Source organism: Vibrio sp. 1167 (assembly GCF_033340375.1).
GTDB classification, from domain to species: Bacteria; Pseudomonadota; Gammaproteobacteria; order Enterobacterales; family Vibrionaceae; genus Vibrio; species Vibrio alginolyticus.
In genome coordinates, this window is record NZ_JAWOWK010000002.1 from 590,101 (window position 1) to 605,348 (window position 15,248).

Below are 15,248 nucleotides of genomic sequence, written 5' to 3' on the forward strand. Positions count from 1 at the left end.
AAACGGCACCCGATTGGATGCCGTTTGATTTCTATTTATTCTTCTTCGTTTGAGTTGCTTTTCGCGTCTTCGCGCACATCGAACTCAACATGCCATTTTTGCCCGTTATCAGCGGCAATGGCTTCTAAGTAAAGCGTACCAAGCTCTGTGACGCGAGAAGCTAGGGTAACTGGAACCACTTCACCTTCACGACGACCTTCAGAGACAGGCAGCGTTACTTGGATTTCTGGTAGCTCTTCGAGCTCTTCTGGTGCCCAGTAGTCTAGGTGAGTACCCGCTAGGTCATCACGACGAACCGTTGAGCCAAAGAATTGGAAGTTAACCGGCTGACCGATGATCAAACCAAACTCTTGGCTTGGCACGTCAACGCTTGAGCCTTCTTCCATACCAAATGGTGCAACACACAGTGCTTCCATTGGAGGCGCCATGCCCGGAATCGCTGGCATCGCACTTTCGATACCTACGTAGTAAGCCGAAGCGATACCACCACGGATACGAACACCTTGACCACGACGTACAGAGCCGTAGTAAGCCGCACCGCTTGCTACTGCAAGGTCTAGATCCACACCTGTTAGGCGTTTTGCCATTTCAGCATCTGCTTCAATTAGCCATTCGTTGATCGTGTCTTCTAGACGAGTTGCTAGAAGTTTCGATTTCAGAACACCACCGTTGAATAGGATTGCCGTTGGCTTGATGAAGTCAGCTGATTGCGCTGCATCCGCACCTGGCATACCAGGCATGTTAGCGAATGGGTTGAAATCTTGAGCCGCTTCTGCGCCATTTCCTGAAGCAGAAAGGGCATTAGCTTGCTTAGACAAGAACGCTGCAATGTGACGAGTAATGCCTGCATCTTGTGCGTAAGGCAGACCCATTTGCGTTAGTGCACCACGGTTACGTTGAACAGGGTGGTCAGTAATCGCAACTTGAGGGAAGAAGCCGTCAACCAGTGTTTGTTGTACTTCTTCTTGAGTCAGTTCTGTTTTCAGCGTTGCGCCAAGCAGTTTAGAACCACGGCTTGGTACTACGATTGGCACTGACTGAAGTTCGCTGTCGTTCAATAACGCTTCTTTCGCGTCACGACATGCGTGTGTCATTGCCTGAACTTGCCATGGCTGTAGCTCTTTGCCTTCTTGCGCTAGCTTCATTTTCAAGCGGTACGCAAGTGCAAGATCCATGTTGTCACCGCCAAGTAGGATGTGTTCACCTACCGCGATACGGTTCAGAGTTAGGTTGCCGTCGTCTTCAGTTACTTCAACCAAAGAAAGGTCGGTTGTACCACCACCGATATCGACCACAAGCACGATGTCGCCAACTTCAACTTCGTCGCGCCATTTGTCATTGCTGTTATCGATCCAGTTGTAAAGCGCAGCTTGTGGCTCTTCTAGAAGCGTTAGGTGCACAAAGCCAACGTTACGTGCTGCTTCTGCAGTTAGATCGCGAGCAGCAGGATCAAAAGAAGCAGGAACCGTAATAGTCACGTCTTGATCGGCAAGGTTGTGATTTGGGTTCGCGTGATTCCAAGCGTCTTTTAGATGCTCTAGGTAAAGCTCTGTCGCACGAAGAGGGGAGACTTTTTCCACTTCTTCTGGGCTACCTGCTGGCAGGAAAGCATCACGACGGTTTACACCAGCGTGGCAAAGCCAAGATTTCGCACTTGCAACAAGACGAATTGGCGTTTTCGAACCTAGGTTACGTGCAATCGCACCAACCAGAGCTTTTGGCTCGCTCGACCACGGAAGAACGCGTGATTGCGGGTTCATTTCGTGCTCGTGCGGCTGGTAAAGGAAAGAGCCTAATTGGCTACGAGTCTCTACCGTACCCGGCGCAGTCAACTGCGGGATTGGCATCACTTCAACGCGAGCGTCTTCGTTGTGTGTATCAACAAAAGACATGACACAGTGTGTTGTACCTAAGTCGATACCAACACTGAATTTAGGTGTCTGTTGAGTTTCAACAGACGCTTGTTGAGAATGGTTTTCTTGGTTCATGTGTTCCATTACAGCTCAACCTCAGCTGGAGCGATCACAGAAGCATCGTAGTTCTCTGCAAGTTTAGGCAACGTCATTGATGTTGCTTTCCAGCCTTTGTGAACTAGCGTGCCGTTGAATGGCGCGCTGCCTGTTACGTTGCCAGTTAGGCGGATTTCTTGTGGGTTGAAGCCTTCTTCAACCGTAATGCGAGTTTCTTCGTCTTCGTTACGAACATGCGCTAGCGTCACGTAGTCGTTCAGTACTTTCTGACCGCCAGTGTGGATTACGCGAGCGGCTGCGCCTACTTCTTCATCAGAGAATGACGTTAGGTCTTCTTTTAGGAAGTCAATCAGGCGAGCTTCTTGTTGCATGATAGAAAGCAGCTGCATTGCAGAGTCCGTTGACGCGGTTGCAAGTTTTGATTCAACTTCCACCACTTTTTCAACGACTTTCTCTACTTCCACTACTTTTTCTACTTCAACGATCTTCTCAACTGGTTTCTCAACCTCGACGATTTTCTCGACTGGTTTTTCTACCACTTTCTCGACCACTTTTGATTTGCGCGACACTGCAACTAGAAGAAGCAAAACGCTCGATGCGGTTAGGCCAGCGTGAAGCATATCGAACGTTTGAGGAATTAGGTTCAAATCAATGTTCATGACGTTTTTTCTCTTTCTATTGATTTATTGGTGCTCAGTATTGGCTCATATTTGTTCACTAAAACGATCGTCTTTGCGATCTTGCACCAAGTTTAGACATTAAAATGATGACGGATGGTAGCATATTCAAGGCTTAAGGCTGTAATAATTCGTGACTATACCGTACGAACAGCGTGAAAAATCGACGATCAGACTCCCCAATATAGGTTGTTGCTTGATGTTTGTGCATTGCTAACGCAGTATTTCAATAGATCCCGAAGTTTAACTTACGGAAGTATCAAAAATTACGATATGACACAAAGCACCGCTCATAAGAGCTTTATAAAACGACATTCAGACTCTATTTTAGCTTTTTTGGCGACTTTATGTGTCACTGCTGGTGTAGTTGGTGCTGCTTATACAATGCAGCAACGGTATACACAGACGACGTTTGATACTTTAGCCGACCGACAAGCAGAATCACTTAAAGCAAACGTCGAGAATGATCTAAAGTTCATTGGTGCGGGCGCAAACTTTTTCCATTCGATTGAGCGAAGCTATTGGCCATCGTTTCCGATGTATGCGGAACAAGTGATTAACAGCTCGCGAAGTCTCATTGGACTTCAATGGATGCAAAAGGTCGAATTCGAAGATCTTGATGAACATATTTTAAAGACCCGTCAAAAATTTCCAAACTTCCAACCGTTTACCGTTCCTAAAGATGGTCCCAAAACCTACGGGTACATTTTTGAACACAATGAGCCAATTTTCATCGCGTCGGATATCTACCCAAGAACACCGGAAAACCTTTCTCTATTGGGTTTCTATTTTTCGCGCAAACGCTTCGATTTAATCTTGGATGACATTTCCGAAAATGGGCGAGCGAATGTCTCGGATAAAGTTCGCTTACTGCAAGATGGTTATGACAAGTCCATACCTAAGACTGGGTTGCTGGTGTTCCATCCAGTGTTCGACTTCGAGAACAAATATTTATTAGGAGTAGTGACCGGTGTTATTCGAAGTACGGTTTACTTTGAGGATTTGATTACGAAAACCGCGACGGAGCTCGATATGTCGGTGCGCGTAGAAGACTTGGGATTCGACGCAGCAGATGACCCTGTTCTCTTTCAAAGTGCTAGCTGGGATAACATTCGAGGAACCGTTATAAGCCGAACCATTCAACTGCCTAACCGTGAATGGCGTATTGACTTTAAACTTTCTGACGCAGTCTCAGCTTGGGAGCGTTCTATTTTAGCGGGCACGACGCTAGCCGGATTGGTAATCGCCTTTTTGATCAGTTGGATTGTAAATTTACAGTCTCGAGAAAAAGAGCGCTTAGCGGTCATGTTGGAGCTCAAAACCGTTGAATTAAAAAGAATGGCAGAGCGAGACCCTCTAACTCAACTACTGAATCGCCGAGCATTCAACGATCACTTGCTTAATCAGATAAACAAAGGTGTTAACTTCGCCTTGGTTGGTTTTGATATCGACCACTTCAAAGTGATTAATGACAAACACGGCCATTTAGGTGGAGATGAAGCGTTGCAACATGTCACTAAGCTGGTCAGTGCTAATTTAAAACCGGGAGATAAGTTTTACCGCGCTGGTGGTGACGAGTTTTGTATTATTTCTAAAGTCATTGATAGAGCGGTGCTAGAAGCTTACCTAGAAAAGTTACGGAGTGTTGTGGCAAGTACGGCTTTTGATTATGGTGATGCGTCAATCATCTGTACGTTGAGTATCGGTGCGGTTATCCATAAAGAAGAAGATCCTGAGAGCTTGTATCACAAAATGGACAGTCAACTCTATTTGAGTAAAAAAAACGGCCGTAATAATGTGTCGATCGGCGATTAAATGGGCGCACAAATTCGAGTTTTACGCCGTGTTACGATAGAATCGCACGCTTTAAATTTTATGTTAGGAACCAAGGCAAACTATGAACCATAACCGTATTGTATGCTTCGATTTAGAAATGTGTTGCTGGAACGAAAATGGCGTCGGCAGCACGGGTGAAATTATCGAAGTGGGTTTAGCTGAAATAGATTTGTCTAAAGGTGAGATAGTCAAGCGTGCTCAATACTACGTGAAACCAGAACACGATGAAGTGTCTCTGTTTTGCGCTGAGTTAACGGGCATCACACCACGTAAGATTGAAAAACAAGGACGCCCACTAGAAGAAGTGCTTAAATCCATGGTTAAGAACTTCGGTGGTCGCAACAAAATCTTTGCATCTTGGGGGCGAGATGACCTCATTCTTCTAGAAGAGTGTAAGCAAAAAGGTATTGAAGCACCGTTCACAGAGTTCATCAACTTAGCGACACTCTACCGTATTCAAAATCGTCTTAAAGATAAACGTATAGGCCATCGAGCCGCTCAAGAAGCAAAAGGAATAGACTGGGAAGGGCGTCAACACTCTGGCTATGTAGATGCATACAACTTAGCTAAGCTTGCTTTGACCATGTTTTAGTTATTCGAACCTAGCTAGCTTGTAATTAAATAATCATCCAACCATTGTTGTTTTGTAATGCAGTCTGTTTAGTGTGGAAAGAGCTAAACACATACCTTGACCAGTATTTTAATAACAATGTCGTTGGCTTATTGAAAAACGCGCAGAGTGCGCGTTTTTTTATGGCTACAGAAGCGATATCTGTTGTCATTCTAGGGGTAGCTTAGAGTTAGCCTTATATACTCATCTCGTCACTTTACTGAGACTGTAACTTCGCTCGAATGAACTCGCTGTGATCAACATAGAGTAGCTCTGCTGTTTTACGGATCACCGCGTCTTCTAGCGGGTCAATTTCGCCGTCTGCGTAAGCGACTTCCCACATGCTTTTGATTAAGTTGTAACGAGTTTCTTGAGTCAGTTCTCTTAGTTGAGAGGTAAAGTCGTACAGCGAAGCGGAATCTTTTATTTTCTGTTGCGCTTGCTCTAACAAAGTATTTGATTCTTCTTCATTTAACGAAAGCAGTTTCATCAATAAAGAGCGCTTTGTTTCTTGTTCTCTATCATCGACACTATGGTCTGCGCCAGAAACTTCACAAAGCAAACACGCGATAGCCATGTTAGGGGAAAGTGTGTTGGTTTGGCTTAAATCAGAGCCATCAATGAGTTGTTTAAATAATGATGTGAGAGAATTAAACATAATGAACACCGAGCTATTGTTTATTTGGTTAACATGGTAATAAATACGGAAGATCTCAAGGTGCGATACCAAATTTAGTACGCCGTTGACATTTAAGAACGGCCACTTTCTCCCCAAAAAACCTAAACTCCTGAGTTAGTTCAAGGTGACTTGCCTCTTACAAAGGGCAAGTCATTTTGGGATTGATACTCAGCTTTCAGCACGTGTCGGTGGAAAATGAACTTCGTCACCATCACTCGTCAGAATACTAATTTGACTTGGTTTGCCTTCATCATCAAGGCGTAGCTCACCAATGGCACTATGGTTAACCAAGCGATAAAAGTTGTGCGTACTTGGTGCGCGTTTGTAAATCTTGAGTCGTTTACGTTTTGTGAACCAGTTTAAAGGTGAGCGAGGGCTGTATAGCAGTCTATCTAGGCCATCACAAATATTGAGCAGTTGTGTAGGGAACTGATTTTTAATTCCACTACAGGTGATTTGATAGATATTCGGACTGTTTTTTCGATAGCGGAGCTTAATATCGTATGCAAAAGAGTAGTGTACGTCGCCAGAGAGAATAACAAAGTTAGTTGGTGTCTTTGTGTGTGTGAAAATACTAATAAGAGTATTCGCACTTCCGGGGTGAGCCATCCAGTTTTCAGCATCAACCATCAATGGTTTACCAAGCATGGTCACCACACGTTGTAGTGCTTCGATAAATTTCACACCAAACATTGGCGCGGCAGAAACAATAACAACCTTGTCTTGATGCACGAGCTCCTGATGGAACTCAATCATCGCTTCCCAGTCCATTAAGCCAGAAGGTTTGTTCATTTTAGACTCAGAACGCCAGCGTCTGGTTCGTGTATCTAGCACGACAACTTTTGGTGTCGTAGGAATGGTGTAGTGCCAATTCTCAAAGCGATACAAATATTGAATAAATGCATCTTGGGTTTGCGAGGTTCGCTCATCGATAAAGCGTTGAGCGAGGCTCATAAATTCATCATTGAATTTTTCTGGCGCATTTCCCCAACCTTGGCAAACCCAGTAAGCAATCAAGCTATTACCGATAATGCGTTTTGCAAACGTGTTGCTGTATGCGGCTTGTTCCCAGCCTATGGTGAGATTCCAATCGTCGGTGACATCGTGATCATCAAAAATCATATAGGTTGGAATGTGAGCGAGTAAGCGTTGAACCTTGTCCAGACCTGCGACGAATTTATCAATTTGTTTTTTTTCTTCGCGCCATTGCTGCTGCCATTTGGGTTCAAGAACTTCTCCGCCGACAGTAAATTCGTTTTCTAATAAACGATCCGTTCGAACAAGCTTCCACAAGGTCGGAGACCAAACCAATAAGTACATTGCAAAGCACTCAGCAAAGCTTATTAGGTGATTCTCACACTCTTTGGCGCTGAATATTGGTGTCCCTCGGTGTGGAAAAAACTTACTTAGTAAACTGTCATCACTCACATAATGAGGCAACAATTTATCTCGACCATAATAGCAAGCAGGGTGTTGGTAGAGCTCATTGGTATTTTTTATCGGAGCTTGATCGAATTCTTCGCCTGGCAAACCCAATAAAGCTATGACTTGCTCAATGGCATCGAGAGTGGGGCCTGCAACATGGTCTGCATAGATTTGATCACCACTCATGATGAGCATATCCGGTCTTTCTTCAATGGATTGAGACGCGATTTTATGATCCGCAGCGACCAATGTATCATCACTGAAGTGATGGGGATTACGGCAAGAGCCATGTAGGAGATAATCCGCTTTTTCACTAACGAGGAACTCAATACCCAAGTTTGGCGTATTATCTCGCTCATAAGTCAGGTGAGGGAGCAGTTCCGTCACTAATCCATATTGCGTTTTTATTTGATAGCGTAACGCTTGATGGGTTGGAAACTCGCCTTCTAATTTAAGTAAGCAACACCACGCATTGAGGCCGATTTGAAGCTGTTCTTTTTGTTCACTTAAAGGGGCTTGATAAAGGATGGAGGTATTTTCATCCGTAATTTGCACCATACCCTCCAAGCGTTGGGTGGTGACTAGCCAAATATTGATTTCAGTTGCGGTCACTTTACGTAGGATCGGACCTGCAACGACAAGAGGAAGTGAAGAAATTTCAGTCGTGTTCATCAATGCTGGCAAAACGGCTCCTTATGTGTCAGCTTCTTCTTCTAATATTTCGATAACTTGCGAGCTACTAAGTTCATGTCCCATAAGGAACAAACCAAGCATCGCATCGGCTTTTGACGCGTTATCACTGTCTTCATCCAAAATTTGCTGAAGCCGAGTTCTAATTAAGTCGATTTCGTGTTCGACGAAGCCACGCCCTTCTTCGTCACCTTGACCATCTTCTGGTGCATTATCAAAGTGCAAAAACAACATGTCACCATCGAGTTGAGTCCCTATCAACCTCTCTGGCAGCCATGCTTCTCCCATCACAATGTCTGGGTCTGTGTCTGCGGGTAAATGATTCAAGGTAGAGATGAGTTCTGATGCTTTCACTTTTTACTTCATTATGTTTGATTTAGAACTAAGCTAGAGTTTAAGCGCTTGTTGTAATGGTAAAATATTCGCAAACAAGCTCACCTAGTCATGCAATATTAATATGATCATGGGACTCAAACTGTCACGAGGATGACAACATTTGCCATTGTAACGGCTATCATCAGCAGAACATAAGCTTTTAATGGCAAATCATTGATGTTTGCCTGCTTCTCAACCAACATTTTTCGAACTCATGAAGAGATTAATTCTAACAACACTCGCTTTACCTTTAGCTGCGGCAGTTTCTTCTGCGCATGGTGCAGACGAACAAACGTGGGGGATTGCTGCGATGTATCGCACAGCATCGATTCCGTTTTACACCGCCGATAATGACTCTACGGTGAGTACATTTGTACCAATGATGTTCTTTGAAAACGAACATGTGTATATCAATGGCATTGAAGGTGGCGCTTTTTTGTATAACGAGAGTGATTCCGACTGGCGCGCGAGCGCACTCATGCGATTGAGATTTGTCGATATTCCCATGTCGCTACAAAATGCTAATGAAGGGGACAGAGTCGATTTCGGTGGGCAAGTGCGTTATAGCATTAACGACACTTGGCGCGCAGAAGTAGAGTTGATGACGGACGACGAACTCCAGTTTCACTCTAATTACCGCTTTGCTGCCAATTATGTATTTGGTGATTGGGAATTAGAGCCATCGATTACGATTCGATACAAAGACGCTGATTTCAATAGTGAATATTATTCCTTTAAGGATATTACTGGCGAGAGAATTGGAGCTGGGCTTGACACCAATCTTGGTATTAAAGCGCGTTACCATGTAACTTCAAATTTGTATTTATTGGGTGAGACGAGTGTTACTCGCTTAGATGATAACGCCTACAACAGTCAGCTTGTAGAAGATCGATATCAGGGAGAAGTGTTTGTCGGTTTTGGCTTTTTCAACGATAAAAGCAAAGCTCCGAAACCGACACTGAGCAATAAAGCATATCTACGTATTGCGCATGGTTGGGCGACGCCTTCGAACATCGGTGAAATATTTAGCTTTGAGAGAGAAAAAGACCCATACGACAATCAACTTACTTCATTGTTTTATGGGCATCCATTAACGGATGAGCTGTTTGGTTTTCCTCTTGATATTTATTTAACGCCAGGGTTGGTTCATCACTGGTCGTCCAGTGTTCAGTCTGCGAGCACAGAATACGTCATGGCGATTAAGGCTTATTATACGGTTAATTGGCCTACGACTTGGCGATTTGGTGTAGCGGAAGGTGTGTCATACATTGATAGCATTACCTATATTGAAGGCACAGAAATGGAAGACAAGGGTTATACACCAAGCAAGTTGCTCAACTACTTAGATTTCTCGTTTGATGTCAATGTAGGCGATCTCTTCAACCAAAAGAGCTGGAACAATATGTGGGTGGGCTATTCATTGCATCACCGCTCGGCGATTTTTGAAAGCGCTTCCCAGTTTGGGCGAATTAAAGGTGGGAGCAACTACAATACTATTTATTTCCAGTTCGAGTTTTAGCGCATCGCGAGATGCATATAGGTCGGATTTGCAACTGACTTATTTATCGCCCATTATGAGTAATGATGAATAATACTATGCTGCTTTCAACGAGAAATTTCGTATATCGTGCCAGAGTTAAGGCTGTTTGTGATGCATCTGATGAATCGGATGGCATGAGCACCATGAGTATCGACTCCTCATTCAATCTTCAAATTGAAGCGATAAATTGTACCAACGCTGAATTTGCTAAACGCTTTTTTGCCATTCACGGAGAAGGGCATTTGGAGGGCGATGAATGGTTGGTGTTGTACGTCAACTCTCTTGACGTTAAGGCGGGAGACAATATAGAAGTGCGTAGCGATGTCGCGTTTAATGCGATGATCGAGAACATGATATGCGAAGCTGAGCGGTCTTTAGAAAAAGTCTACCTCGATGCAATACGTAACTTGGAGAAAGTGAATCGTTTTTGATGATGTTAGAGACCCTATAAATACGATCAAGGCATCTTGATCTAAAAAGGGATTGGCGCGAACCAATCCCTTTTGTATTCTGGTTTATTCTAACTTACGCCATTGTTGCAAGTTGGCTTTGCGCTTCTGAAATGCCTTTTGCGGCTGCATCTTCACCCATGTTTAGCGCTTCTGCGTAAACAAACTCCACATCAGTGATTCCTACAAAACCCAGTACAGTGCGTAGGTACGGCGTAACGTTGTCAGTTGGTGAATCTTTATGAATACCACCACGAGTCGTTATTACAATCGCCTTTTTACCTTCAATCAAACCTTGAACGCCGTTTTCTGTGTATTTGAATGTCACGCCTGCACGAGCAATCAAATCAATCCAGTTTTTAAGCTGAGTCGGAATGGTGAAGTTGTACATTGGAGCGGCAATAACCAAAGTGTCTGCGGCCTTTACTTCTTCAATAAGGGTGTCAGACAGGTCGACCACCGCTTGCTGTTCTTGTGAAAGATCTTCCGTAGCGCGCAGTGCAGTCGCAACGGCGAAGTCCAAAACAGGTAGCGGGTTTGCAGCCAAATCACGAACAGTAAGCTTGTCTTGGTCTACATTTTTGATGAAGTTTTCAACCAATTTATTTGATTGAGAGTAATCGCCAAGGATGCTTGATTTTAGAGCTAGTACACGAGACATAATGGTTATTCCTTAAATAAGTGCTTTCGACTATGGGAGCCATTATAAGCAACGTAAGTGAGTTCAAAAGCCTAGCGATTCGCTGAACATGTTCGAAAAAATTGAATGAGCTTTCGGTTATCTTGTTACAGATCTTGTGTGATACAATCCGCGCAGTTTTTGTAATGAAAAGAATAGGAAACGCTTTGACTTCGTCACAGCCCCCAAAAAAGAATCTAGCTGAAGAGCAAGCGACACCGTCAAATGGTGCGCAAAAAGCGACAGCGAAACAAGCTCAAACACCTCAGGCTCAAGTGAATAGCGCGGCATCTCTGCGTAAAGCGCTGAATCAGTGCATGATGCGCGACCGTTTCCGCTTGAGTAAACGTATTTCTGGTGCAAGCAAAATTAAGAAGGACGCAGCGCGTAATGCTGTGTTCGACGAAATCGCATTAGACATCGCAAAATCCATGATGGTTGCAGAGCAGCGCAGCAACTACAAACCAACGATTGAATACCCAGAAATCCTGCCTGTAAGCCAAAAACGCGACGATATTGCGAAAGCGATCGAAGAAAACCAAGTGGTTATCGTCGCGGGTGAAACCGGTTCTGGTAAAACCACTCAGCTACCAAAAATCTGTGCTGAGCTTGGTCGCGGTAAATTTGGCCTGATTGGTCATACTCAGCCTCGTCGTCTTGCAGCGCGTTCGGTTGCTAACCGTATTGCCGAAGAGATGGAAACCAAGCTTGGTGAGTTTGTTGGTTACAAGGTTCGATTCAACGATCAGATCTCTGAAAATACCCAAATCAAATTGATGACGGACGGTATCTTGTTGGCTGAAATTCAGCATGACCGTTTCTTGAATCAATACGACACCATCATTATCGATGAAGCGCACGAGCGCAGCCTTAACATCGATTTCATCTTGGGTTACTTGAAAGAGTTGCTGCCACGTCGTCCTGATTTGAAAGTGATCATCACGTCGGCAACCATCGACCCAGAACGCTTCTCAAAACACTTCAACAATGCACCAATCATAGAAGTATCGGGTCGTACTTACCCAGTAGAAACACGTTACCGCCCACTAAACGGTGATGACGACAATGATCGTGACCAGCTTGAAGGCATCTTCGAAGCGGTAGACGAACTGTGCGATGAAGGTTTAGGTGACATCCTGATTTTCATGAACGGTGAACGTGAAATCCGTGATACCGCAGATGCATTGTCCAAACGTAATCTGAAGAGCACGGAAATTGTGCCGCTTTACGCGCGTTTGTCGGCAGGTGAGCAGAATAAGATTTTCCAACCTCACACTGGTCGCCGAATTGTACTGGCAACCAACGTGGCAGAAACCTCGCTAACTGTTCCGGGCATTAAGTACGTTATCGACCCGGGTACGGCGCGTATCAGTCGATACAGTTACCGTACTAAGGTTCAGCGTCTTCCAATCGAGCCAGTTTCTCAGGCGAGTGCGAACCAGCGTAAAGGTCGTTGTGGTCGTGTGGAAGAGGGTATCTGTATTCGTCTGTACTCAGAGGAAGATTTTGAATCACGCCCAGAGTTTACTGATCCTGAAATCCTACGTACCAATCTAGCGTCGGTTATCTTGCAAATGACGGCACTTGGTTTGGGTGATATTCAAGCGTTTCCGTTTGTGGAAGCACCGGATAAACGTAACATCCAAGACGGCGTGCGTTTGCTGGAAGAGCTTGGTGCGATTAACTCTGAGGTAAAAGATCCGAAAAAACGCCTGACTTCCATTGGTCGCCAATTAGCGCGTTTGCCAATCGATCCGCGCTTGGCGCGTATGGTATTGGAAGCGCCAAAATATGGTGCGCTTAAAGAAGTGATGATCATCGCAGCTGCCTTGTCGATTCAAGATCCACGCGAACGTCCTTCAGACAAACAACAATCGTCAGACGATAAACATCGTCGCTTCTTCCATGAAGAGTCGGACTTCCTGACATTTGTGAATTTGTGGGAATACATCCAAAAGCAGCAAAAAGCCTTGTCTAGCAATCAGTTCCGCAAACAGTGTAAGCAAGACTATTTGAACTACTTGCGCGTTCGCGAGTGGCAAGATGTGTACTTCCAAATTCATCAGTCGATGCGTGAGATGGAGTTCAAGCTTAACGACGAGCCCGCTTCTTACCATGGCGTACACAGTGCCATTTTGGTTGGTTTGCTGTCGCACATCGGCATGAAAGACCAAGAAAAGAATGAATATCAAGGCGCGCGTAATGCTCGTTTCCATATCTTCCCTGCATCAGGTCTATTCAAGAAACAGCCTAAGTGGATCATGTCGGCTGAGTTGGTGGAAACCTCAAAACTTTGGGGTCGTATCATCGCAAAGATTCAGCCAGAATGGATTGAGCCGTTAGCTAAACACCTTATTAAACGCAGTTACAGCGAACCACATTGGTCGAAGAAACGTGCTGCGGTGATGGCGCACGAAAAAGTGATGCTTTACGGCGTACCAATCGTACCGAAACGCTTGGTCAACTACGGCAGTATCGATTCGACCGTAAGTCGCGAAATCTTCATTCGTAGTGCATTGGTTGAGGGTGAATGGGAAACCAAACACGCGTTCTTTAAGCAAAACCGTAAGCTTTTACAAGAAGTGGAAGAGCTTGAGCATAAATCTCGTCGTCGAGACATCTTAGTGGATGATGATGAGCTGTTTGATTTCTATGACCAACGCGTTGGCACCGAAGTGGTGTCTGGTAAGCATTTCGATACGTGGTGGAAAAAGGCATCTAAAGAAAATCCGGAACTGCTGAACTTTGAAAAAGAGATGCTGTTCAAGGGTGATGCTAGCCATGTGACCGATTTGGATTACCCGAACTTCTGGCATCAAAATGGTTTGAAGCTCAAATTGAGTTACCAATTTGAACCAGGCGATGATAGTGACGGTGTCACAGTGCATTTGCCGTTGCCGATTTTAAACCAAGTTGAACCAGCGGGCTTTGACTGGCAGATCCCAGGTTTACGCCATGAGCTTGTGGTTAGCTTGATTAAATCGTTGCCAAAGACAATTCGTAAGAACTTTGTGCCTGCGCCGAACTATGCCGATGCATTCTTAGCGCGCGTTACGCCAATGGAAGCGCCGCTGTTAGATTCATTGGAGAAAGAGTTGCGACGCATGACGGGCGTAGAAGTGTTGCGTGAAGACTGGAACTTGGAACAAGTACCTGAGCACTTGAAAGTCACGTTTCGTGCGGTTGATCACCGAAATCGTAAACTGAAGGAAAACAAAGACCTTCATGAACTGAAAGAAAGTTTGAAAGACAAAGTTCAAGAAACGCTTTCCAAAGTTGCGGATGACGATATCGAACAGCAAGGTCTGCATACGTGGAGTTTTGGAGAATTGCCGAAAGTGTATCAACAAAAACGTGGCGGCTACGATGTAAAAGCGTATCCGGCGCTTGTTGATACCAAAGACAGCGTTGAAATCAAACTCTACGAAACCGAATTTGAGCAGATCACCGCAATGCGTGCTGGCCAGCGCCGCCTAATTTTATTGAACGTACCGTCGCCAATTAAATATTTGCACGCCAACTTACCGAACAAATCGAAGCTGGGTCTGTACTTTAATCCATACGGCAAAGTGCTTGATCTGATAGATGACTGCATTGCCTGTGGTGTCGATAAGCTTATTGAAGAGCAGGGTGGTTTAGTTTGGGAGCCAGAGAAGTTCGAAGCGTTGAAAGAACACGTTCGTGCTGAATTGGGTGACACCGTTGTAGAGATTGCTCAACAGGTTGAGACTATTCTGACCACGGCGTTTAGCATCAATAAGAAGCTAAAAGGCAAGATCGACTTCACAATGGCGTTTGCTCTGTCCGATATCAAAGCACAAATTGAAGGCTTGATCTTCAAAGGCTTTGCAACGGAATGTGGCTGGAAGCGCTTGCCTGATATTCTTCGCTACATGCGCGCGATAGAGCGCCGTATGGAGAAGTTGCCTATCGATCCAAACAAAGATCGTTTACATATGCTGAAGATTGAATCTGTGACTCAAGACTATAAAGAGTTGCTGAACAAGATCCCGAAAGGTGTGGCCATTCCTGAAAATGTAAAAGAAGTGCGTTGGATGATTGAAGAACTTCGCGTGAGTTACTTTGCTCAACAATTAGGCACTCCTTATCCTGTTTCTGATAAACGAGTCAAAAACGCGATTGATGCTTGCTAATCAACCAGTAAAATAGTGTCAGATTTGTAATTATCGCTTAAGAAGTTGCTGGTACACTAATTGCTAGTAACTCAATAAGCATTATTTTTTAGTTCTGGGAGGCAATAGTTCGCCTCCCTTTATTTGTAGTACCAACGACTGAGTTATGCAGACGTGGGAATAAT

General features: G+C 44.6%; 11 protein-coding genes. 5 read left to right on the forward strand and 6 right to left on the reverse strand.

Annotated elements, in window-relative coordinates; translation table 11 throughout:
* Positions 1–35 precede the first annotated feature (35 nt).
* Both R7Z78_RS05960 and R7Z78_RS05965 read right to left on the reverse strand, forming a co-directional pair.
* The gene (locus R7Z78_RS05960) at positions 36–1,997 is read right to left on the reverse strand and encodes an Hsp70 family protein (RefSeq protein ID WP_169644496.1); all 1,962 of its coding nucleotides are present in this window, start codon (positions 1,995–1,997) and stop codon (positions 36–38) included.
* A complete protein-coding gene (locus R7Z78_RS05965) occupies positions 1,997–2,629 on the reverse strand; it encodes a DUF2760 domain-containing protein (protein WP_005389474.1) in 633 nt (210 codons plus the stop codon). Before R7Z78_RS05965 ends, R7Z78_RS05960 begins: the two co-directional genes overlap by 1 nt.
* Positions 2,630–2,920: 291 nt before the next feature.
* On the opposite strand from R7Z78_RS05965, the gene R7Z78_RS05970 reads away from it, so the two are divergent.
* Complete coding sequence (locus tag R7Z78_RS05970) at positions 2,921–4,462, forward strand: sensor domain-containing diguanylate cyclase (RefSeq protein WP_005377686.1); 1,542 nt, start codon at positions 2,921–2,923, stop codon at positions 4,460–4,462.
* Between the two features lie 82 nt (positions 4,463–4,544).
* The gene (locus R7Z78_RS05975) at positions 4,545–5,075 is read left to right on the forward strand and encodes a 3'-5' exonuclease (RefSeq protein ID WP_005377684.1); all 531 of its coding nucleotides are present in this window, start codon (positions 4,545–4,547) and stop codon (positions 5,073–5,075) included.
* 235 nt (positions 5,076–5,310) lie between these two features.
* On the opposite strand, the gene R7Z78_RS05980 is transcribed toward R7Z78_RS05975, so the two are convergent.
* The 3 genes from R7Z78_RS05980 to R7Z78_RS05990 form a co-directional block, all read right to left on the reverse strand.
* The gene (locus tag R7Z78_RS05980) at positions 5,311–5,751 is read right to left on the reverse strand and encodes a TerB family tellurite resistance protein (protein ID WP_017820644.1); all 441 of its coding nucleotides are present in this window, start codon (positions 5,749–5,751) and stop codon (positions 5,311–5,313) included.
* A 189-nt stretch (positions 5,752–5,940) separates the two neighbouring features.
* Positions 5,941–7,881, reverse strand: coding sequence for an alkaline phosphatase D family protein (locus tag R7Z78_RS05985; RefSeq protein ID WP_169644497.1), 1,941 nt, complete (start codon positions 7,879–7,881; stop codon positions 5,941–5,943).
* Positions 7,882–7,890: 9 nt separating this feature from the next.
* Entirely contained in the window at positions 7,891–8,241 is a 351-nt protein-coding gene (locus R7Z78_RS05990; protein WP_005377676.1) for a hypothetical protein, read from the reverse strand.
* Between the two features lie 235 nt (positions 8,242–8,476).
* Here R7Z78_RS05990 and R7Z78_RS05995 point away from each other — a divergent pair, with 235 nt between their 5' ends.
* Both R7Z78_RS05995 and R7Z78_RS06000 read left to right on the forward strand, forming a co-directional pair.
* Positions 8,477–9,781: a MipA/OmpV family protein gene (locus R7Z78_RS05995; protein WP_104976007.1), complete on the forward strand. Its 1,305-nt coding sequence runs from the start codon at positions 8,477–8,479 to the stop codon at positions 9,779–9,781.
* Between the two features lie 62 nt (positions 9,782–9,843).
* Entirely contained in the window at positions 9,844–10,233 is a 390-nt protein-coding gene (locus R7Z78_RS06000; protein WP_225452445.1) for a hypothetical protein, read from the forward strand.
* 94 nt (positions 10,234–10,327) lie between these two features.
* Here R7Z78_RS06000 and R7Z78_RS06005 read toward each other — a convergent pair whose 3' ends face one another.
* Entirely contained in the window at positions 10,328–10,912 is a 585-nt protein-coding gene (locus tag R7Z78_RS06005) for an FMN-dependent NADH-azoreductase (protein ID WP_054574130.1), read from the reverse strand.
* A 185-nt stretch (positions 10,913–11,097) separates the two neighbouring features.
* On the opposite strand from R7Z78_RS06005, the gene hrpA reads away from it, so the two are divergent.
* Positions 11,098–15,084: an ATP-dependent RNA helicase HrpA gene (hrpA, locus tag R7Z78_RS06010; protein ID WP_169644499.1), complete on the forward strand. Its 3,987-nt coding sequence runs from the start codon at positions 11,098–11,100 to the stop codon at positions 15,082–15,084.
* Positions 15,085–15,248: the final 164 nt, after the last annotated feature.

What these genes read in the sequence shown, in the direction of transcription:
- R7Z78_RS05960 (WP_169644496.1), bottom strand. Translation starts at nt 1,997, where the DNA reads ATGGAACACATGAACCAAGAAAACCATTCTCAACAAGCGTCTGTTGAA.
- R7Z78_RS05965 (WP_005389474.1), bottom strand. Translation starts at nt 2,629, where the DNA reads ATGAACATTGATTTGAACCTAATTCCTCAAACGTTCGATATGCTTCAC.
- R7Z78_RS05970 (WP_005377686.1), top strand. Translation starts at nt 2,921, where the DNA reads ATGACACAAAGCACCGCTCATAAGAGCTTTATAAAACGACATTCAGAC.
- R7Z78_RS05975 (WP_005377684.1), top strand. Translation starts at nt 4,545, where the DNA reads ATGAACCATAACCGTATTGTATGCTTCGATTTAGAAATGTGTTGCTGG.
- R7Z78_RS05980 (WP_017820644.1), bottom strand. Translation starts at nt 5,751, where the DNA reads ATGTTTAATTCTCTCACATCATTATTTAAACAACTCATTGATGGCTCT.
- R7Z78_RS05995 (WP_104976007.1), top strand. Translation starts at nt 8,477, where the DNA reads ATGAAGAGATTAATTCTAACAACACTCGCTTTACCTTTAGCTGCGGCA.
- R7Z78_RS06000 (WP_225452445.1), top strand. Translation starts at nt 9,844, where the DNA reads ATGATGAATAATACTATGCTGCTTTCAACGAGAAATTTCGTATATCGT.
- R7Z78_RS06005 (WP_054574130.1), bottom strand. Translation starts at nt 10,912, where the DNA reads ATGTCTCGTGTACTAGCTCTAAAATCAAGCATCCTTGGCGATTACTCT.